General features: G+C 59.9%; 18 protein-coding genes. 13 read left to right on the plus strand and 5 right to left on the minus strand.

What is annotated here, in order from left to right:
• Window positions 1–66 precede the first annotated feature (66 nt).
• From INS80_RS08005 to INS80_RS08035, 7 genes are all read left to right on the plus strand, one after another.
• Window positions 67–1,515 carry an FAD-linked oxidase C-terminal domain-containing protein gene (locus INS80_RS08005; protein ID WP_192965122.1) on the plus strand — a complete coding sequence of 483 codons (1,449 nt, stop codon included), beginning with the start codon at window positions 67–69 and terminating at the stop codon, window positions 1,513–1,515.
• 46 nt (window positions 1,516–1,561) lie between these two features.
• Entirely contained in the window at window positions 1,562–2,683 is a 1,122-nt protein-coding gene (locus INS80_RS08010; RefSeq protein ID WP_192967234.1) for an FAD-binding protein, read from the plus strand.
• Window positions 2,680–2,988 carry a CPCC family cysteine-rich protein gene (locus tag INS80_RS08015; RefSeq protein ID WP_192965123.1) on the plus strand — a complete coding sequence of 103 codons (309 nt, stop codon included), beginning with the start codon at window positions 2,680–2,682 and terminating at the stop codon, window positions 2,986–2,988. Before INS80_RS08010 ends, INS80_RS08015 begins: the two co-directional genes overlap by 4 nt.
• 1 nt (window position 2,989) lies before the next feature.
• Window positions 2,990–4,324, plus strand: a complete 1,335-nt coding sequence (glcF, locus tag INS80_RS08020; protein WP_192965124.1) for a glycolate oxidase subunit GlcF — start codon at window positions 2,990–2,992, stop codon at window positions 4,322–4,324.
• A gap of 154 nt (window positions 4,325–4,478) precedes the next feature.
• Window positions 4,479–5,243, plus strand: a complete 765-nt coding sequence (locus INS80_RS08025; protein WP_192967235.1) for a trypsin-like serine peptidase — start codon at window positions 4,479–4,481, stop codon at window positions 5,241–5,243.
• A 164-nt stretch (window positions 5,244–5,407) separates the two neighbouring features.
• Window positions 5,408–5,872: an Hsp20 family protein gene (locus tag INS80_RS08030; RefSeq protein WP_192965125.1), complete on the plus strand. Its 465-nt coding sequence runs from the start codon at window positions 5,408–5,410 to the stop codon at window positions 5,870–5,872.
• Window positions 5,873–6,065: 193 nt separating this feature from the next.
• Window positions 6,066–6,665, plus strand: a complete 600-nt coding sequence (locus tag INS80_RS08035; RefSeq protein ID WP_192965126.1) for a TetR/AcrR family transcriptional regulator — start codon at window positions 6,066–6,068, stop codon at window positions 6,663–6,665.
• A 15-nt stretch (window positions 6,666–6,680) separates the two neighbouring features.
• Here INS80_RS08035 and INS80_RS08040 read toward each other — a convergent pair whose 3' ends face one another.
• The gene (locus INS80_RS08040) at window positions 6,681–8,156 is read right to left on the minus strand and encodes an NAD-dependent succinate-semialdehyde dehydrogenase (protein WP_192965127.1); all 1,476 of its coding nucleotides are present in this window, start codon (window positions 8,154–8,156) and stop codon (window positions 6,681–6,683) included.
• Between the two features lie 191 nt (window positions 8,157–8,347).
• Here INS80_RS08040 and INS80_RS08045 point away from each other — a divergent pair, with 191 nt between their 5' ends.
• Together INS80_RS08045 and INS80_RS08050 are read left to right on the plus strand one after the other, a co-directional pair.
• On the plus strand, window positions 8,348–9,133 hold the full coding sequence (locus tag INS80_RS08045; RefSeq protein WP_192965128.1) for a hormone-sensitive lipase: 786 nt from the start codon (window positions 8,348–8,350) through the stop codon (window positions 9,131–9,133).
• Between the two features lie 196 nt (window positions 9,134–9,329).
• Entirely contained in the window at window positions 9,330–10,538 is a 1,209-nt protein-coding gene (locus INS80_RS08050; protein ID WP_192965129.1) for an aminopeptidase P family protein, read from the plus strand.
• Window positions 10,539–10,698: 160 nt separating this feature from the next.
• Here the strand turns inward: INS80_RS08050 and INS80_RS08055 are convergent, their stop codons facing one another.
• A complete protein-coding gene (locus INS80_RS08055) occupies window positions 10,699–12,129 on the minus strand; it encodes an amidase family protein (protein ID WP_192965130.1) in 1,431 nt (476 codons plus the stop codon).
• A gap of 520 nt (window positions 12,130–12,649) precedes the next feature.
• On the opposite strand from INS80_RS08055, the gene pssA reads away from it, so the two are divergent.
• Window positions 12,650–13,393 carry a CDP-diacylglycerol--serine O-phosphatidyltransferase gene (gene pssA, locus INS80_RS08060; protein ID WP_192965131.1) on the plus strand — a complete coding sequence of 248 codons (744 nt, stop codon included), beginning with the start codon at window positions 12,650–12,652 and terminating at the stop codon, window positions 13,391–13,393.
• A 29-nt stretch (window positions 13,394–13,422) separates the two neighbouring features.
• Window positions 13,423–14,043 carry a class I SAM-dependent methyltransferase gene (locus tag INS80_RS08065; RefSeq protein ID WP_192965132.1) on the plus strand — a complete coding sequence of 207 codons (621 nt, stop codon included), beginning with the start codon at window positions 13,423–13,425 and terminating at the stop codon, window positions 14,041–14,043.
• A 56-nt stretch (window positions 14,044–14,099) separates the two neighbouring features.
• Here the strand turns inward: INS80_RS08065 and istB are convergent, their stop codons facing one another.
• Window positions 14,100–14,891, minus strand: coding sequence for an IS21-like element helper ATPase IstB (gene istB / locus INS80_RS08070; RefSeq protein WP_050687164.1), 792 nt, complete (start codon window positions 14,889–14,891; stop codon window positions 14,100–14,102).
• The gene (istA, locus tag INS80_RS08075; protein ID WP_110732346.1) at window positions 14,881–16,410 is read right to left on the minus strand and encodes an IS21 family transposase; all 1,530 of its coding nucleotides are present in this window, start codon (window positions 16,408–16,410) and stop codon (window positions 14,881–14,883) included. Before istA ends, istB begins: the two co-directional genes overlap by 11 nt.
• Window positions 16,411–16,678: 268 nt before the next feature.
• Here istA and INS80_RS08080 point away from each other — a divergent pair, with 268 nt between their 5' ends.
• Together INS80_RS08080 and INS80_RS08085 are read left to right on the plus strand one after the other, a co-directional pair.
• On the plus strand, window positions 16,679–16,912 hold the full coding sequence (locus INS80_RS08080) for a hypothetical protein (RefSeq protein WP_192965133.1): 234 nt from the start codon (window positions 16,679–16,681) through the stop codon (window positions 16,910–16,912).
• A 9-nt stretch (window positions 16,913–16,921) separates the two neighbouring features.
• Window positions 16,922–17,563, plus strand: a complete 642-nt coding sequence (locus INS80_RS08085; protein WP_192965134.1) for a DUF1523 family protein — start codon at window positions 16,922–16,924, stop codon at window positions 17,561–17,563.
• Window positions 17,564–17,578: 15 nt separating this feature from the next.
• On the opposite strand, the gene INS80_RS08090 is transcribed toward INS80_RS08085, so the two are convergent.
• Window positions 17,579–19,156, minus strand: a complete 1,578-nt coding sequence (locus INS80_RS08090) for a DUF5928 domain-containing protein (protein ID WP_192965135.1) — start codon at window positions 19,154–19,156, stop codon at window positions 17,579–17,581.
• Window positions 19,157–19,209: the final 53 nt, after the last annotated feature.

The following is a 19,209-nucleotide window of genomic DNA, read 5'->3' on the forward strand; positions in this document are numbered from 1 at the left end:
AGCAACTGGTCCCTTGCCAGATGGTGTGAATTGGTAATATAATTTTACCAAAGAGGAGAGCCCGCCATGGAAATGCCAGCCCCGGATCCCGCCATCCTTTCGCGCAAAGCCCATCTGGCGGCGCGCCTGTCAAAGGTCCTGCCCGCAGATGCCCTGATCGTGGATGAAGCTGAAACCCGCGCCTACGAATGCGATGCGCTGACGGCCTACAAATGCCCGCCTCTGCTGGCGGTGCTGCCGCGAAACACCAAAGAAGTCTCGGACGTATTGCGCATCTGCCATGAGGAAGGCGTCCCCGTGGTGCCGCGCGGATCGGGAACGTCGCTGGCCGGGGGGGCGCTGCCGACTGCCGATAGCGTGATCCTGGGTGTGGCTCGCATGAACGACGTGCTGGAAACCGATTACGAGAACCGCATCATCCGGGTGCAGACCGGGCGCACCAACCTCAGCGTTTCCGGCGCGGTGGAGGAAGAGGATTTCTTCTATGCCCCCGATCCCTCAAGCCAACTGGCCTGCGCCATTGCCGGCAATATCGCGATGAATTCGGGTGGGGCGCATTGCCTCAAATACGGCGTTACAACCAACAACCTGATGGGTGTCACCATGGTGATGATGGACGGCACCGTGGTCGAGATTGGCGGCGCGCACCTTGATGCGGGCGGCTTGGATCTCTTGGGCGTGATCTGCGGTAGCGAGGGGCAGCTTGGCGTGGTGACCGAGGCGACCCTGCGTATCCTGCGCAAACCCGAAGGCGCGCGCCCGGTGCTGATCGGCTATGACAGCAACGAGGTGGCGGGCGCCTGCGTGTCCGACATAATCAAGGCGGGCGTCCTGCCCGTTGCCATCGAGTTCATGGATCGTCCTTGCATCGAGGCCTGCGAGGCCTTTGCCAAGGCGGGCTACCCCATGTGCGAGGCCCTGCTGATCATCGAGGTCGAAGGCAGCGATGCGGAAATCGACGCGCAACTGGCGGTGATCAAAGAGATCGCCCAGTCCCACAACCCGGTTGAGCTTCGCGAGGCAACCGACGCGGATGAGGCCGCGCGGATCTGGCTGGGCCGCAAATCCGCCTTTGGCGCCATGGGGCAGATCAACGACTACATGTGTTTGGATGGCACCATCCCGGTGTCCTCTCTGCCTTATGTGCTGCGCCGTATAGGTGAGCTGAGCCAGCAATTCGGCCTCGCCGTGGCCAATGTTTTTCATGCGGGCGACGGTAACATGCATCCTCTGATCCTGTTTGACGCCAACAAGCCCGGCGATCTTGAACTCTGTGAAGAGTTCGGCGCCGAGATCCTGAAGCTTTGTGTCGAGGTGGGTGGCTGTCTCACTGGCGAACATGGCGTCGGCATCGAAAAGCGTGACCTGATGCTGCATCAGTACACGGCTGAGGATCTGGAGGCACAGTTGAGGGTCAAGGATGTCTTTGACCCGCAGTGGCTGCTCAATCCGGCCAAGGTCTTCCCGCTGTCAGTGACACAAAACCGCCGCGCGCCCGCCCTGGCGGCGGAATGACCCGGCGCCCTCAGAAACAGTCTAGATAAGTTTGGAACAGACCATGATGCGACCCGAAAGCGAGGCCGATCTGGCCCGTATGATCGCCGAGGCCAAGGGGCCGCTCAACATCGAAGGCGGCGGTACCCGTGGCATGGATGTCGAGGGAGAGACCCTGTCCCTGTCGGCCCTGAGCGGCGTTGAACTCTATGAGCCCGGCGCGCTGACGCTGGTGGCCAAAGCCGGAACACCCGTGTCCGAGATTGAAGAGCTGCTGGCGGGCGAGAACCAGCGCCTTGCATTCGAGCCAGCCGATTATCGCGGGTTGCTGGGGACGGAAGGCGCGCCCACGATCGGCGGGGTTTTCGCCGGCAATATCTCTGGCCCGCGCCGCATTCAGGCGGGCGCCGCGCGGGACTTCCTTCTGGGCGTGCGCTTCGTCGATGGTGTCGGCCAGATCGTCAAGAACGGTGGTCGGGTGATGAAGAACGTAACCGGCTATGATCTGGTGAAACTGATGTCGGGGGCACAAGGCACGCTGGGCGTGCTAAGCGAGGTTTCCTTCCAGGTGCTGCCACAGGCCGCCAGCATGGCAACGGTCTCGGTCTCGGGGCTGGATCTGCCGGGGGCGGTTCGGGTGATGTCGGCGGCGCTGGGCTCGCCTTTTGACGTCACTGGTGCTGCATATGACCCAGACAGCATGACGGCCCATATCCGTGTCGAAGGGTTTGCCGAGTCGGTCGACTACCGCTGCGGGGAACTGGTCAAGATCCTTGGGTCACATGGAAGCGCCGAACGACAGGATGACACCGCCGAACTGTGGCAGGGTATCCGCGATGTCTCGGCCTTTCACGGGCAGAGCGGAGATGTCTGGCGGATCAGCGTGAAGCCGTCGGATGCGGTGGCACTTGCCCCGCGCCTGGGGGCAACCGCCCTGCAATTCGACTGGGGTGGAGGCCTTGTCTGGGCGCTCATGCCCGAGGGGCGCGATCTGCGCAAGGCCATGTCCGGTGCAGGAACCGGGATGGAGGCAGTCGCTGGCCATGCAACACTGATCCGCGCCAGCGCTGAGACCCGCACGCGGTTGCAGCGTTTCGAGCCGCAACCGGCCCCCTTGGCGGCCCTGTCCAAAGGACTGCGTAACCAGTTCGATCCGCGCGGCATTCTGAACCCGGGACTGATGGGATGATCACACGGGGCCGCCGCAAACAGGCCGCACGCCGCACCGCGCGCGCACTGCAGGACAGCGCTCCAAAGATCGCCTGCCATTGTTGCGGCGGTCTGACAATTACTGACCGGGGTCGCCATGAGATATGCCCGGTCTGCTTCTGGGAGGATGACCCGGACCAGACACCTGAGCAGGATCTTGGGGGCGCCAACCCCCTGTCCCTGACAGAGGCGAAAGCCAACTACAGAAACATCGGTGCATGCGAGCCAGCCATGGTGCAATACGTGCGCGCTCCGCGCCCCGAAGAACACTCTCCGGAGATCTGACATGCAGACAGTATTTACAGAAGACCAGCTCAAGGATCCCGGCATTCAGCGCTCGAACGAGATCCTGCGCACCTGCGTTCATTGCGGGTTCTGCACCGCGACCTGTCCGACCTATCAGGTGCTCGGCGATGAGCTCGACAGCCCGCGCGGGCGGATCTACCTGATCAAGGACATGCTGGAAAACAACCGCGTGCCTGATGAGAAGACAGTCAAACACATCGATCGCTGCCTGTCCTGTCTGGCGTGCATGACCACTTGCCCGTCGGGGGTGCATTACATGCACCTGATCGACCATGCCCGCGCCTATATCGACAAGAATTACAAGCGCCCCTTCACCGACCGCGCCCTGCGCTGGGTGCTGGCACGGATCCTGCCCTATCCGATGCGGTTCCGCGTGGCCCTGTTCGGTGCGAAACTGGCGCGGCCCTTTCGGGGGTTGATGCCTGATGCCCGCCTGCGCGCGATGCTGGACATGGCGCCAAAAGAGATCCCGCCGGTCAGCCGCAACGATGATCCGCAAAGCTTTGCCCCCGTTGCCCCGCGCCGTAAACGCGTGGCGTTGATGACGGGCTGCGCGCAAAAAGCGCTCAACACCGATATCAATGATGCCACAGTCCGCCTGCTGACGCGGCTTGGCTGCGAGGTGGTCGTGGCCAAGGGCGCGGGCTGCTGCGGGGCGCTGACCCATCACATGGGCCGCGAAGACGAAAGTCATGCCACCGCGGCCAAGAACATCCGCGCCTGGTGCGCTGAGATCGACGGCGAGGGGCTGGATGCCATCGTGATCAACACCTCGGGCTGCGGCACCACGGTGAAGGACTACGGCCATATGTTCCGCAATGATGCCCTTGCAGCGGATGCGGCGCGGGTGTCGGAGCGGGCGATGGATATCTCGGAACTCCTGATGCAGCTCGACCTGCCCGAGGGCGGCGATAAAGGGCTGACGGTGGCCTATCACGCGGCTTGTTCCTTGCAGCATGGTCAGCAGATCAAGACGCACCCCAAGACGCTGCTGAAACGCGCCGGCTTCAAGGTGGTGGAGCCGGCCGACAGCCACCTCTGCTGCGGCTCGGCCGGGACCTATAACCTGATGCAGCCCGAGATTTCGGGGCAGCTCAAGGAACGCAAGGTCAGAACGCTTGAGGCCAAGAATCCCGACCTGATCGCCGCGGGCAATATCGGCTGCATGATGCAGATCGGATCGGGCACCAAACTGCCCATCGTCCACACGGTAGAACTGCTCGATTGGGCCACGGGAGGCCCCAAGCCCCCTGCGATGATAAAGGGCAACGGTCACGTCGCGAGCGGAAAAGATCAGGTGCCGATCCTTCGGTGATCACAGATGTAATTTTTTTATTGGGCCGGGCTGTCTTAGCGCGGCCCTTGCCGTATTTTCGCCCCAAGCGATACCTATCCTGGCGGCAGGATTGTGAGGGAGAACCGGGGTGCGGGGTTGGATTTTTGCGGTATTGGCAGCCTTTCTGCCAGTGATGGCGTTGGCGGGCGACAGTCGTCTCTTGCGCCTTGATACAACGGACGCGGGCCGCGACTGGGAGGCGGTTGGCCGTCTTGATGTCAACGGTGAGGGCTTTTGCACAGGCTCGCTCATCGCGCCGGATCTGGTTCTGACCGCTGCGCATTGCCTGTTCGACGGACGCACCGGGCAAAAGATTGCACCCGAAACGATCGAGTTTCTGGCCGGGTGGCGCAACGGGCGGGCCTCGGCCTATCGTTCGGTGCGGCGGGCAGTTATCCACCCGGACTATGTATACGATGGCGCGGTCTCAACGGGCCGTGTGCGCAAGGATATCGCGCTGTTGCAGCTGCAACGGCCCATCCGCAATACCACCGTGATCCCGTTCGAGACCGACCGGCGCCCCCGCAAGGGTAGTCGCATTGGTGTTGTTTCATACGCCCATGACCGGTCCGAGGCACCGTCTTTGCAGGAGGTCTGCGCTGTCACCGCGCAGCAGCAGGGAGTGCTGGTGATGTCCTGCGATGTGGATTTCGGCTCATCCGGCGCGCCGGTTTTTTCATTCGACGGACAGGTGCCGCGTATCGTTTCGGTCGTCTCGGCCAAGGCCGAGGTGAACGGGCAGCGGGTGTCTTTGGGCGCGTCGCTGGGTGAGGAACTGGATCTCTTGCAGGCACAGTTGACGGGCACCCATATCGGCAGCCGCATGCCGTCGGGCGTAGGTCGTGTTCAGGTGGGCGATGGCCAACGCGCGGGCGGGGCAAAGTTCATCCGCAACTAGCACTTCAGGGCTTCTGGCGCTCTATGTGCGCAGCCTCTTGAAACGTCATTTTCAATCCATATGTCGGTTGTGTCCGGGTCGCCGCCGAGCGGGGCCCGGTGAATACCGCCCGGCCCGATGAGGGCGGGCACGCTTGAAAATCGCTCTAGGATGAGGATGACACTATGCGTACCTTTGATTTTGCACCGTTGCACCGTGCAACCGTGGGCTTTGACCAGATTGCCGACCTGATGGACCGGGTCATGAGCAGTGACGTCAGCCAGCCCAGCTACCCCCCTTACAACATCGAAAAGACCGACGCTGACAGCTATCGCATCTCGATTGCCGTTGCCGGGTTTTCCGAGGCCGACCTCAGTGTTGAGGTCAAGGAAGGCGCGCTCGTTGTATCCGCCCGCAAGGCTGATACGGATGAGGAACGCACCTTCCTGCACCGTGGCATCGCGACCCGTGCCTTTGAGCGCCGCTTCACCCTGGCCGACCATGTGCGCGTCAAAGGCGCCAGCCATGCGGATGGCATGCTGCATATCGACCTGCAGCGCGAAGTGCCCGAAGCGCTGAAGCCGCGCCGGATCGAGATCGCCTCTGCCACGCCCCAGCGCGCTGCACTCGACGCGCAGCAGGTGAACTGATCCCCCCCACGGGTTCAACCTGTTCTGACACTCCCCGAGGCCGCACCCCACCACCGGCGGCCTGACCTACCCCCGTGTCCATCACCCGGATGCGGGGGCTTTTCGGTTTTTGCCGGATACATCCCAGCTACATGGGCTGACCGTATGGTAGGCCGACTTCTTTTCTGGTAAGAGTATCTGGAGAGGACCGACCATGCCCGAGACCAAAGGCCCCGAAGACTTTATCGCTGCCGCCACAGGGCTGTTTGCAGCGAAGGGCTACTACGGTGCTTCTATCGCGATGATCGCTGCGGAGCTGGACCTGACGAAACAGGCACTATTGCATCATTTTGGCAGCAAGGACGCACTCTATGAACGGGTGCTTACGGGCGTGGCGGATCGCATGATGCTGCTTCTGATGGAGGTGCAGGAAGACGCGGAGACGCCCGAAAAGCGCCTTGAGGCCTTTTTTATCAGCTACTTGGAGCAGGCGCTGGCAGGGGCTTCGGACAGCCGTTTGATGTTGCGGGAACTTCTGGATGATCGCCAGCAGGATCGCGCGGCCGAGCGGTGGTTCTTGCGCCCGGTCCTGCAAGAACTGGTCGCCATGGTTCAGGATGCCCCGGCCTGGCACGCTGCACCGCCCGAACAGGCTCTGGCGGCTGTTTGCGACCTCTTGGGGGCAATCAGCTATTTCGCCATGGCGCAGCCGGTTTTGCCGCGCCTGCCGGGGCAGGCTGGGGCGGTCGATGCCTTTCGCGTGCAGATCATGAAAAGGGTCCGCGACCTGTGTAGCCACGGACCCCAATCCTGATGGTCTGATACCGGATCAGACCGACATGCAGATGTATTTCATCTCAAGATAATCCTCGATGCCGTGGTGGCTGCCTTCGCGGCCCAGCCCCGACTGCTTCACGCCACCAAAGGGGGCAACCTCGGTCGAGATGATGCCAGTGTTGACGCCGACAATGCCGTATTCCAGCGCCTCGGCCACCTTGTAGACGCGGCTCAGATCCTTGGCGTAGAAGTATGAGGCAAGGCCAAAGATCGTGTCATTGGCCATGGCGATGACTTCTTCCTCATCCTCGAACTTGAAGAGCGGAGCCAGCGGGCCAAAGGTTTCCTCGGTCGAGAACTGCATGTCGGTGGTCGCGCCAGTCACGATGGTCGGCTGGAAGAAGAAGCCGCCCAATTCCGATGGGTTGCCCCCAAGAACCACCTGAGCGCCCTTGGCTTTTGCATCGGCCAGATGGCTTTGGACCTTTTCAACCGCCTTGGCATTGATCAGCGGGCCGAACTGCACGCCCTCGTCAAGACCGTCACCGACCTTCATCTTGGCAACGGCCTCTGTCAGCTTGGCTGCGAATTCATCATAGACACCAGCCTGCACGTAGATCCGGTTGGCGCAGACACAGGTCTGGCCGTTGTTGCGGAACTTGCACATGATCGCGCCTTCGACGGCTGCGTCCAGATCGGCGTCGTCAAAGACGATGAAAGGCGCGTTGCCGCCCAGTTCCATTGAGCATTTCATCACCTGATCGGCAGCCTGGCGCAGCAGGATTCGGCCCACAGGGGTCGAACCTGTAAAGGTCAGCTTGCGCACGGCAGGGTTCTCGCAGAACTCAAGGCCTGTGTCCGGGGCATCCGAAGTGGTGACCACGTTGAACACGCCCGCCGGGATGCCTGCGCGCTCCGCCAGCACCGCCAGCGCTGTGGCTGACAGAGGCGTTTCATCCGCCGGGCGCGCCACAAAGGCACAGCCTGCAGCCAGCGCCGGGCCAGCCTTGCGGGTGATCATCGCATTGGGGAAGTTCCACGGCGTGATCGAAGCGGCAACACCGATGGGCTGTTTCAACACGGTGATGCGCTTGTCGCGCTGATGGCCGGGTATGGTCTCGCCATAGATGCGCTTGGCCTCTTCACCGAAAAATTCAATGAAGGAAGCGCCATAGGCGATCTCGCCCTTGGCTTCGGCCAGGGGCTTGCCCATTTCCGCAGTCAGGATGGTGGCGAGATCATCCTGGTTCTCCATCATCAGGTCGAACCATTTGCGCAGCACCTGTGCACGTTCCTTGCCGGTCCACTTTGCCCAGTCTTTTTGCGCGGCCTCTGCCTGTGCAATCGCACCTGCCACCTGCGAACGGCTGAGATCGGCCACCTGTGCCACCACGTCGCCGCGCGCCGGGTTCAGAACATCAAAGGTGCCCTTGTCTCCGTTCACGAATTGGCCGCCCACATAGGCGCGGGGTTCAAGCAGGGTCGGGTCCTTCAGAAGGGACTTCAGCTCAGTGTTTTTTGTCAGCATTGGTGTCTCCCCAGCTAGATTTGCAGGCATGCAAACCAGTTGACCCTTGATATGTCCAGAACATTTGATGAGTCCAGAATATGATCAAAAAATTATCGATCCTTGGACTGGTGTTCGATACAGGATAGCGATTTGACAAGCCTCAGGGCCGGATGCAGTTTTGTTGCAAAAGAAGTATCGGGGAGACTGTCATGGATCTGGACGACGCCTATGCCAACGGCGCCTATATCAAAGGGGCGGAGGATTATCCGCCACGTTGGCTCGCCTCTGCCGAGGACTTCCGCAACAGTCTGCACGAGCGCGCGCAGCTGGATATCCCTTATGGTCCGGCCGCGCGGCAAAAGTTCGATCTGTTCCTGCCCGAAGGGACGCCCAAGGGGTTGTTCATCTTCGTACACGGTGGATACTGGCTGAAGTTCGACAAAAGCAGCTGGTCGCATCTGGCGGTTGGCCCGTTGGCGCATGGCTGGGCGGTGGCAATGCCCTCCTATGATCTGTGCCCCGATGTTTCGATCGCCGATATCACCCGGCAGGTGGCCTCGGCTGTTGTTCATATCGCCGAAGAGGTGGACGGCCCCATCGTTCTGGCCGGTCACTCTGCCGGGGGGCATCTGGTTGCCCGTATGCTGGACCGGGCGCTTGTGCCTGATGATATTGGCGCGCGCCTGAAAACCGTGATCCCGATCTCTCCACTGTCTGATCTGGTGCCGCTGCTCCGCACCTCGATGAACAAGGAGTTCAAGATGGATGCCGAGGCTGCACGTGCCGAAAGCCCGGTTGAGATGCAGGACCGCTATGACGTGCCGGTCACCGTCTGGGTCGGCGCCGAGGAACGCCCGGCCTTCCTGGATCAGGCGGTCTGGCTCTCGGACGCTTGGGGCGCGGATCATGTCATCGCCTTTGGCAAGCATCATTTCAACGTGATCGACCCGCTGGCGGATCCCGAAAGCGATTTGGTGGCGCTGATCGTGAATTAGGCAATTTGCCAAGCCTGCGCGGTCTCCTGAAAAAGCTGCGCAGAAAACACTTGCCAGAGCCTCGGTTCCGCAGCATGTCTTGGCTCAGGGCCGGGCGATGGCGTCGCCGCGTGGAGCCGATTCCACGGGCCTTGAACATACCAAAAATCTGTCCTGTACGCCGGGACCTTTCTTATCTGTAAAGGAAGGATCCAGCATGACTGCACGTCCTGACATGTACCGTTTTCACAATGGCGAAAAGGCGCCGTTGCAATTCCCCGTGGCCGAGTATGAGGCACGCATCGCGGGCCTGCGCAAGATCATGGAGGCGTTTGGCGTTTCCGCCGCCGTCTTCACCTCGATGCATAATATCTCTTATTATTCGGGCTTTACCTACTGCGCTTTTGGCCGTCCCTATGGCCTTGTTGTGACCGCCGACAGTGCCGTCACCATCAGCGCCGGTATCGATGCGGGCCAGCCCTGGCGGCGAAGCTTCTGCGACAACATCACCTATACCGACTGGCAGCGCGACAACTTCTGGCGGGCGATCCTGTCGGTCGCGGGCTCCGGCGCACGGGTCGGTTACGAGAGCGACCACCTGACCCTGCTGCAAAAGGGCAAACTCGAATCCTTCCTGCAACCGGCTGAGATGATTGACCTTTACGAGCCGACCATGCGCCAGCGCATGCATAAATCGCCTGCCGAGATCGAGTTGATCCGTGCTGGTGCCGCGGTGGCCGATGTGGGCGGCTATGCCATCCGCGATGCGATCCGCGAGGGGGTGCGTGAGATCGATGTGGCGATGGCGGGGCGGGATGCGATGGAGCTGGAGATCGCCAAACGCTTCCCGGATGCCGAATACCGCGACACCTGGGTCTGGTTCCAGTCGGGCATCAACACCGATGGCGCCCACAACCCGGTGACTGCACGCAAGCTACAGCGCGGTGATATCCTGTCGCTCAACACCTTCCCGATGATCTCGGGCTATTACACCGCGCTGGAGCGGACCCTGTTCGTCGGAGAGGTCGATCCCGACAGCCTGAAGGTCTGGCAGGCCAATGTCGCCGCCCATGAATACGGCATCTCGCTCTTGAAACCCGGGTCAAGCTGCGCCGAAATCACCCATAAGATCAACGCCTTCTTTGAAGAGCGCGACCTTCTGCAATATCGCACCTTCGGCTATGGGCACTCGTTTGGCGTCTTGTCCCACTACTACGGGCGCGAGGCTGGGCTGGAGCTGCGCGAGGACATCGACACGGTGCTGGAGCCGGGCATGGTCATTTCGATGGAGCCGATGCTGACCATCGCCGAAGGCAACCCCGGAGCGGGTGGCTACCGCGAACATGACATCCTGGTGATCACCGAAGACGGCAACGAGAACATCACCGGCTACCCCTACGGCCCGGAGTTCAATATCGTCGAGTGAGGCGCGTCCCGGAAACGCTCTGGGAGAGCGTTTCAGCGCCGAACGGGCGGAGCCCCGGCTGAGGAGACATCCGGGGGGTGACATCCGTACACCCCCCGTACACCGGCTGTGCAGCAATAACAGAACCTCTTCGTCCCGAATGCATTACACGTAGCTATGGCTACAGGTTTGCTATCGAATTCGGAGCCCATGTTTGCGCCCAAGGCGCAGCCTCTTCAAGCTCGTATGCCAGCGAGAGCAGCAGATCCTCGCGACCTGCCGATGCGACAAAGTGGCTGCCGATGGGCAATCCGGCTGTGCTCAATCCTGCAGGAATCGACATTCCGGGAAGGCCGAGCGCATTCTGGATTGGCGTATACGAAACCGCCTCGGACAAGCGCGAAAACATCTCTTCGAATGGCACAGTAGGATCGTAGTGCACGCCCAGTTTCGGGGGCGGAGCCTTGGTGACCGGAGACAGAAAAACATCAATCTCGGTCAACCACTGTGCATAAGCCACCCCGAGCTCCTGCATATAGCGGTTGGCATCGGCCACATCCTCTGGCGTATATTTGCGCGCGTAGTCTGCCCATTGGCTCACAAAGACTTCAAGCAGTCCTGTTTCGGCAGGAGGACGACCGGATTTTGCCATAGCCGCATCGGCGAGACCCACCATTCGGAACCCGAAGATCTGATTGAAGCGGGTCTCGAACTCTGGGCCAACCGGGCTCTGGGTTTCCACGACCGTATGACCCAGTTGTTCGCAAACCTCAGCCATCGCTTCAACCGCAGCCTGAACTTCCGGGTCGGGCATGTCACCGAAGTAGTTCTTCAAATCGATCCCGATCGTGAGACGCTCTTTCGATGGCCCGCTTACAAAAGGAAGGGGACGGAAGGGAGCGGTTGGCGAGCGGTCCTGTCCCAACGCAAAGAGCATTGCTCCGTCTCGGACTGATCGGCTGACACAGTTGTCCGCCGCGTAGGTGGTCTGATCGCTCGACCCCCACAACATCCGTCTGCGGCTCGGCTTCAGCCCGAAGATGCCGCAATGCGCTGCCGGGATCCGGATTGACCCGCCGCCATCGCTGGCATGAGCAACTGGCACAAGGCCGGCAGCAACGGCGGCAGCCGATCCGCCGCTAGAACCACCCGAGGAATACGCCGTGTCCCAAGGGTTGCTGCACGGGCCTAGCAATTGACCCTCGCTCGTGGAAAGCGCCCCAACTTCGGGCATGTTGGTCTTGCCAATCAGATTGAAACCTGCAGCGTCCTGCACAAGCGCCAGCGGCGCTGAGTGTTGCGCATATGAATCCTCGTATACTTTCGAGCCGTGCGTCGTGTATTGCCCGGCAACATCAAGGTTGTCCTTCACCGCAAATGGAACTCCGGCGAAAGGACCCTGCGGACGCATAACGGCCGCTTTTGCCAGCGCCTGCTCATACATGGGGGTGGTGATCGCGTTCAGCTCTCCATTGAGCGCGAGTGCATTCTCAACCGCCGTTTCAGCCAGCTCCAGCGGCGTGACCTCGCCAGCTTTCACCAGTTCGGCAAGGCCAAGGCCATCGGTCTTGATGAAAAGCTCCTTGATGTCTGCGGTTTGCGCCGACGCCATTCGGCCAACGCTGGAAATTGCAATTGAGGCTGCAGTAGAGCCTAGAAATTCTCGTCTTGAAAGCATTTTTGTCTCCGTGATGCATGCGAGTGACAGAATCACGAACGCCGCAGTGTTGCCTAAGAGCAGGGTCCTTCGGTGGATATGTAGCCGCGTTGAAACCCGGTTGCCTTGACCGAGATCAGTCTCATCATGGCAGATTGGTTTGCTTTGAAAATAAAAACGACAGACCGGTCCGGCCAGCGTTATGCGCTTTGCAGGGGCGGGTGTCTGTGTGGTCCTTTAGCTGCTTTCAGGGCCGACGACATCAAAGCCAAAGAGCGCGCAAGACCCGGTTTTGACTCCCCGCGGACTGCTTTTAGGAACCTTGCCTCTGTTCTTTGTATCCATTGCACGCCCCCCTGTGATCAGGCATAGCGGGGGCGGCTCTGCTGCGCTATGCAGGGGAGGGTGGGGCTTTGGACCTTTGCCTCCCCCGCCATGACCTCATATGACCTCTGACAAGACTGACCTCCGCCCCATGGACGATCTGCCCAAGAAGACGAAGAACGAATACGCCCTGATCCAGCTGCTGCCGAACATCATGACGGTGGGGGCGATCTGTGCGGGGCTTTCGGCGATCCGGTTCGGGGTGCAGGGCAATTACGTGCTGGCGGTGCAGCTGATCCTTCTGGCGGCGCTGCTCGATGGGCTTGACGGGCGGTTGGCGCGGGCGCTGGGTAGCGATAGCAAGATGGGGTCCGAGCTGGACTCGCTGGCCGATTTCCTCAACTTCGGCGTTGCCGCGCCGCTGGTGATCTATTTCTGGGCCTTGCAGGATATGCGCAGTGCCGGGTGGATCTCGGTCCTGGTGTTCTCGGTTTGCTGCGTGGTGCGGCTGGCGCGGTTCAACGTGGCCGCGAAATCCGAAGAACCGGTGATCGGGGAGCGCCTTGGCTATTTCACCGGCATCCCCTCGCCCGCCGGGGCGATGCTGGCGATGCTGCCGATGTTCTTGTCGTTTTCCTTTGCCGAGGGGCTGGTCATCCCGGGTCTGTTGATCTGTTTCCACATGGTGGTGATCGGCTTTTTGATGATCAGCCGCATTCCCACATGGTCGCCGAAAGCGATGAAAATCAGCCGCGAGAATGTAAAGTACTTCCTTGTAGGTTGTGCCTTTGCGGGGGCGGCGGTTCTGACCTATGCTTGGACGACTCTGGTTGTTCTGTGCCTTGCTTATGTGGTTCTGGTGATCTGGGGGTTGATCCGTAAGGTGCCGGATTGATCTCGTAACACAAACGGGGAGGCAGGCGATTGGAACTGAAAGCGGTTCAATCAACCTATGCGCGCTGGGCGCCGATTTACGACAAGACATTCGGAGCGGTGACTGGCGCCGGGCGACGGCGCGTGGTGGGCTATATCAATAAGCGTGGCGGCTCGGTACTGGAGGTGGGCGTGGGTACGGGGCTGTCGCTGCCGCACTACGGCTCAGATGTGCGCGTCACGGGCATCGATTTCAGCCAAGATATGCTGGCCAAGGCCAAGAAACGCGTGGCCGAGATGAACCTGCAGAACGTTGAGGCCCTGCGCCAGATGGATGCCCGCAGCCTCGATTTTCCGGATGCCTCTTTTGACACGGTCGCGGCCATGCATGTGCTGTCGGTGGTGCCCGAGCCGCAAAAGGTGATGGCCGAAATCGCCCGCGTGCTGAAACCGGGGGGTGAGGTGGTAATCAGCAACCACTTCAAAAGCACCGATGGCGTGCTGGCGACGATGGAAAGGATCTCGGCACCCTTCGCCAATGTGCTGGGCTGGCACTCCGATTTCGAGATCGAAACGATCCTGAGCGAGGGCAGCCTTGCCCTGACAGAGCAGGAAAGCCTGCCGCCGCTTGGAATGATGACGTTCCTTGTGCTGAGTGTTGATTGTCACTGAGAACTGACCCGGTATTTTCACCGAGATTTGACCCACCCTCAGTTATGCGTCGTGGTTTATGACGCGGTCAATGTTTTGGCCTCCTTTCGTGTTTTTTTTGCAGCCTCAGCGCTGGCCTTGAAGCGGTAGCTGTCGTTTCCGGTTTCGAGGATGTGGCAGCGGTGAGTCAGCCTATCGAGGAGCGCGGTTGTCATCTTTGCATCCCCGAAGACCTGCGCCCATTCTGAGAAGCTGAGGTTTGTGGTGATGATGACGCTGGTGCGCTCGTAGAGCTTGCTGAGCAGATGGAAGAGCAGCGCCCCGCCAGATGAACTGAACGGCAGGTAGCCGAGTTCGTCCAAGATGACCAAGTCGACCTTCGTCAGCATCTCAGCCAGTTTCCCTGCCTTACCAAGCGCCTTCTCCTGCTCCAGCGCGTTGACCAATTCCACGGTCGAGAAGAAGCGCACCTTACGCCGGTGATGTTCGATGGCTTGGACGCCGATTGCTGTGGCTGTGTGGCTCTTGCCCGTTCCGGGACCGCCGATCAAAACGACATTCTCGGCCGCTTCGATAAACTCGCATCGGTGTAGCTGCCGCACTGTCGCTTCGTTGATCTCACTCGATGCAAAGTCGAAGCCCGTCAGATCCTTGTATGCGGGGAAGCGGGCGACCTTCGTGTGGTAGGCGATGGACCGTACCTCGCGTTCGGCGATCTCGGCCTTGAGCAGCTGTGACAGCATTGGTGTGGCAGCTTCGAACGCTGGCGCGCCCTGGGCGACCAAGTCTTCAATCGCATTTGCCATGCCATAGAGCTTAAGACTGCGCAGCATGATGACGATAGAGGCTCCTGCTGGGTCATGACGCATGGCGCTTCTCCTCAGTCTGTCGCAACCCGTCATAGCGACCGACGTTGGCCACTGGCGTTGTCTGCAATGCCAGTGCGTCCGGCGGATCGACCTCGGGGTGATCTGTCGGTCTGCGGTCGATCAATCGATGCAACAGGTTCAGGATGTGCGTCTTGGTGGGGACGCCTGCTTCAAGTGCCAGCTCCACTGCACACAAAACGTCCTCTTCGTTGTGCTGAAGGACCAAAGACAGAATGTCGACCATCTCTCGGTCACCGCCTTCTTTACGCAGCATGTGATCCTGCAATTGACGGAAGGCATCCGGCATCTCCGTGAACGGCGCACCATTCCGAAGTGCGCCCGGTTTGCGTTGGATAACAGCGAGATAGTGGCGCCAGTCATAGATGACCTTGCCGGGCTTGCGATGAGACCGCTCGATGATCCGCGCATGCTTGCAAACCGTTTGCCCTTCAGCGACCACGATCAGCCGTTCGGGATAGACATGCAAACTGACACGGCGGTTCGCAAAGCTGGCGGGAACGCTGTAGCGATTGCGTTCGAAAGTGATCAGGCATGTGGGTGACACACGCTTACTGTGTTCGATAAAGCCATCGAATGCCGGCGGCAGTGCCATCAGCGTAGGCTTCTCGGCCTCCCACACGTCAGCGATGGACCCCGGCAAAGCCTTGTGCGGCGTCTCTGTCCAAAGGGCGATACAGCGATCTTCAAGCCATTGGTTCAGCTCTGCCAGATCGGCGCAGACCGGCATGACCTGCCACATGCGGTTGCGCGCATCCTGCACGTTCTTCTCAACCTGGCCTTTCTCCCAACCGGCCGCCGGATTGCAGAACTCGGGCTCAAACACGTAGTGGCTGGCCATAGCCTTGAAGCGTGCATTGACGTCCCGCTGCTTGCCTTTGCCCACACGATCAACGGCGGTCTTCATATTGTCATAGATCCCGCGACCAGGCACACCGCCGAACACGCGGAATGCATGCCAGTGGGCGTCAAACAGCATCTCGTGCGTTTGCAGCGGGTAGGCCCGCACCAAGAAAGCGCGGCTGTGCGATAGCTTGATATGAGCGACCTGAAGTTTGACGCGCTCACCGCCGATGTTGGCCCAGTCCTCGCTCCAATCGAATTGGAAGGCTTCGCCGGGCGCGAACACCAAAGGCACGTAGGTGCCGCGCCCCGTCGTCTGTTCCGCTCGATGCCGATCTTCACGCCATGCCCGGGCGAAAGCTGCCACGCGTTCATAGGAACCATTATATCCCAGCTTCACAAGATCAGCATGCATTTGCTTCACTGTCCGCCGCTCTTTGCGTGACTTCCGCGTCTGGATTAAAAGCCAGGCTGACAGCCGATCCGCGTAGGGGTCCAGCTTGCTTGGACGCTTGGGCGTCTTGAACTGCGGTTCCACCGCACCTTCACGCAGATACTTCTTGATCGTGTTCCGAGACAAACCCGTCCGCCGGGCAATCTCCCTGATTGGCATTTTGTCACGCAATGCCCAGCGTCGAATGACACTCAAAAATCCCATGTCGATCACTCCTAATCCCCCCAACCAAAACCGTCGGGGAAGTGTGTTCACATGGGTCAATTCTCAGTGACAATTTATAGGGCTACCGGGTCAGTTCTCAGTGACAATCAACATGCTGAGGAAAGCGCCGCACATCTAGGCATGCCTGCCCGGCATTGGCATCCCTCCTAAAGTGCTTATGTTCACAGTATCAGCCACGGATGCTTTCGTGGCTTGACGCGTGCAGGGGGCAGAGGCTTTGGCGTTTATTCGGCTGGTTTTCTTTTTGATGTTCGTGCTCACGGTGGTCTATGGGATCCTGTGGTTCTATTCACGACAAATGCACCGGGCCAAACTGAACCGACGCTGGGCAGACAAGGGGTTGACCGGGGACCGCGCGGCGTTCATCCAGCGGGGACTGAGACAGTTCGACCGGTCTGTTCGGCGCAAGCTGCTGCTCCTGGTCTACATCGTGCCGCTGAGCCTGATTGCTTTGGTGATTTACATGGTCAATTTCGCATAGGAGACCGTAATGGGTTACATCAAATGGGGTTTTCTGATCACCATCTGGGTACTGTTCGGTGCCTTTCTGCATTACACGCTGCCGCAATACGACGTGGTGCGCATCGTCAATACCTACGAGGAGCGCATCGAGCTGAACGACTGGACCCGTATTTTCTGGTCTACCCCGGATACCCAGTCGGCGACGATCAGCAACCGTGATGTGCAGTTCATTCAAGCCGTGCGACCCGATGGTGATGCGGTGGTCTACCGGAACGAGGATACAGGTTGGAACTGGCCGCCCTATTTCAAGTTCGACACGGCCAATCTTTATACCGAGGCAAACGACTCGATCTCCAACAAGGCGGACCCCGAATGGGTCGCAGTGCTGCACTATGGCTGGCGCAGCGAGTTCCTGTCGGCTTTTCCCAACGCTGTTGCGATCCGTGCGGTTGCGGGACCGGGGGACAAGCCGCTCAACTGGGTGAGCATGGTGATCCTGGTGCTGATTGCGGCCTTGTTCTGGGCTGTCTACGTCCGGTGGCGCAGGTTCCGGCGAAACCGGCTGGATCCGATGATCGAGGATGTGGAAGACAGCCTTTATGCGGCTGGTGATGCGATCGCCGAAAAGAAGAGCCGCCTGCGCCGCTGGTTTGGCCGGAAGGGGTCTTGATCAGCTCCCTGTCGGCTAGTCGGCGAACACGCCCTTGTCCCAGGTCATGCGCTCTACCTCCTGTGCCGACAGGCCAAAGGCCGCGTTCAGCGTCTGGGCAATCTGGGCCCTGTCATCGCTTTCACGCAAGGCGTGGTAATCGGAGAACCCTGCCTCGCGGATCCGGTCGACTTCGTGGTTGATGTCGTTGCGTATGGTGGGAAGGATCCTGTCCCGTGTCTGTGCAGGCGTCTGCGGGCCAAGCAGCCCGCTGCGCTGGGCATGATCAAGTAGGTCCTGGTCCGAGAAACGACATTCTAGGTTCAGGATTCGGGTCGTCGATCTGTCTGACGAAAAATCCTGCAACAGCTCAAGTCCGGATGGATCGACACAAACGATCATCCGCTTGGCCCCGAAATAATCGAACAGCATACGCATCAACGCACGGCGATGGCGGTTGCGCTTGTCCAGAGAGGTCTCGATCCCGCCAAGTTCGGGCAGAGGCGTCTGCTCCTCATGGAACAGATATCCAAGGGCAGGGGTACCGGTCATCTCCTCAACCCTGTGAACAAGGCGTTTGGCCAGATGCCATTTCTTGCACACCACCATGATCAGTTCGCGGTCGCGCCCCAGAGTGCTTTCGGCCTCCCAGAAGCGGGGGGCAAACCGTTGCCCGATGCGGCCGCGCTGTGCGAGGAACTGATAGAGGTTCCGCCCCTCGTCAGAGATCTGGAACTCCACGTCCTCTGCCATGTAGAGACGCCCGAGACGGCGTTTCAAATCCTTGGCCTCGGGGCTGATCTTGCGGGCAAAGAGAAAATCCTGGCCTAGCAGTAAATCGTAGTGATCATTGTAGAAGTTCACTGGCATCCCGTAGTCGGTGAACACCAGGAAGGTCAACGTGCGGCTTTGTATTTCAGGCTCTGGTACCAGGTGGCGCACCAGTGTCTGAAAGAAGGTCTCATCCGGGATCCATGTGGTGCGGAAAAAGCGGATGATGTCGCGACGCTTCTTCACAAGATCAATGATGGATTCGACCGTGCGGCGCCGTAGGCACCACCATTGGCTGCCGATCTGCATCTGTAGATCGGCTGGGATCTTGCGCTCAAGTCCCAACTTTTGCTGGAGTGCAACGCTCATCTCGAACAGGCGCTTGTGTTTGCGCTCATTGAAGTAGTGCCGGTAGATCAGCCGCTCCTCTTTCATGCCGGTCTTGATCCAGTTGCTTTCGAAGAAGTCGACGCTCTCGATGAAATCACAGTCGTGTCGGTCCAGGAACTGATGCGCGTATTGAGCGGTCTTGATCGCCATGCAGTCGCCAGAGAGCATGTAGAAATGGCTTGCCCGCGGGAAGGCTTCGAGCCCTGCTTCAATGGCTTTGAGTGTTGCCTGAACCAGTGACCATTCCCCCCAGCCGCACTTGATGCGGCGTCGGGTAAAACAGACGTTGGGGTTGTCTTTCAGCGTTGCGCGGATCTCGTCGAATTCCTGATCGCTTGCGTGTCCGTCGAAATGGATAACCATGTAATCGCCAGCCGCGGTCAGCCGCTCAGCCTGCTGGATGATGGCCTCTGGGTCCTTGTGGCAGAGCAGGAGATACGCGATTTTTGCCATTCTGACGACGATATGCCCGGTTTTCGGTGAATTGTACTCTTGATAAGGCGGCG

Origin of the sequence: Phycobacter azelaicus, assembly GCF_014884385.1 — a bacterium.
GTDB lineage: Bacteria > Pseudomonadota > Alphaproteobacteria > Rhodobacterales > Rhodobacteraceae > Phycobacter > Phycobacter azelaicus.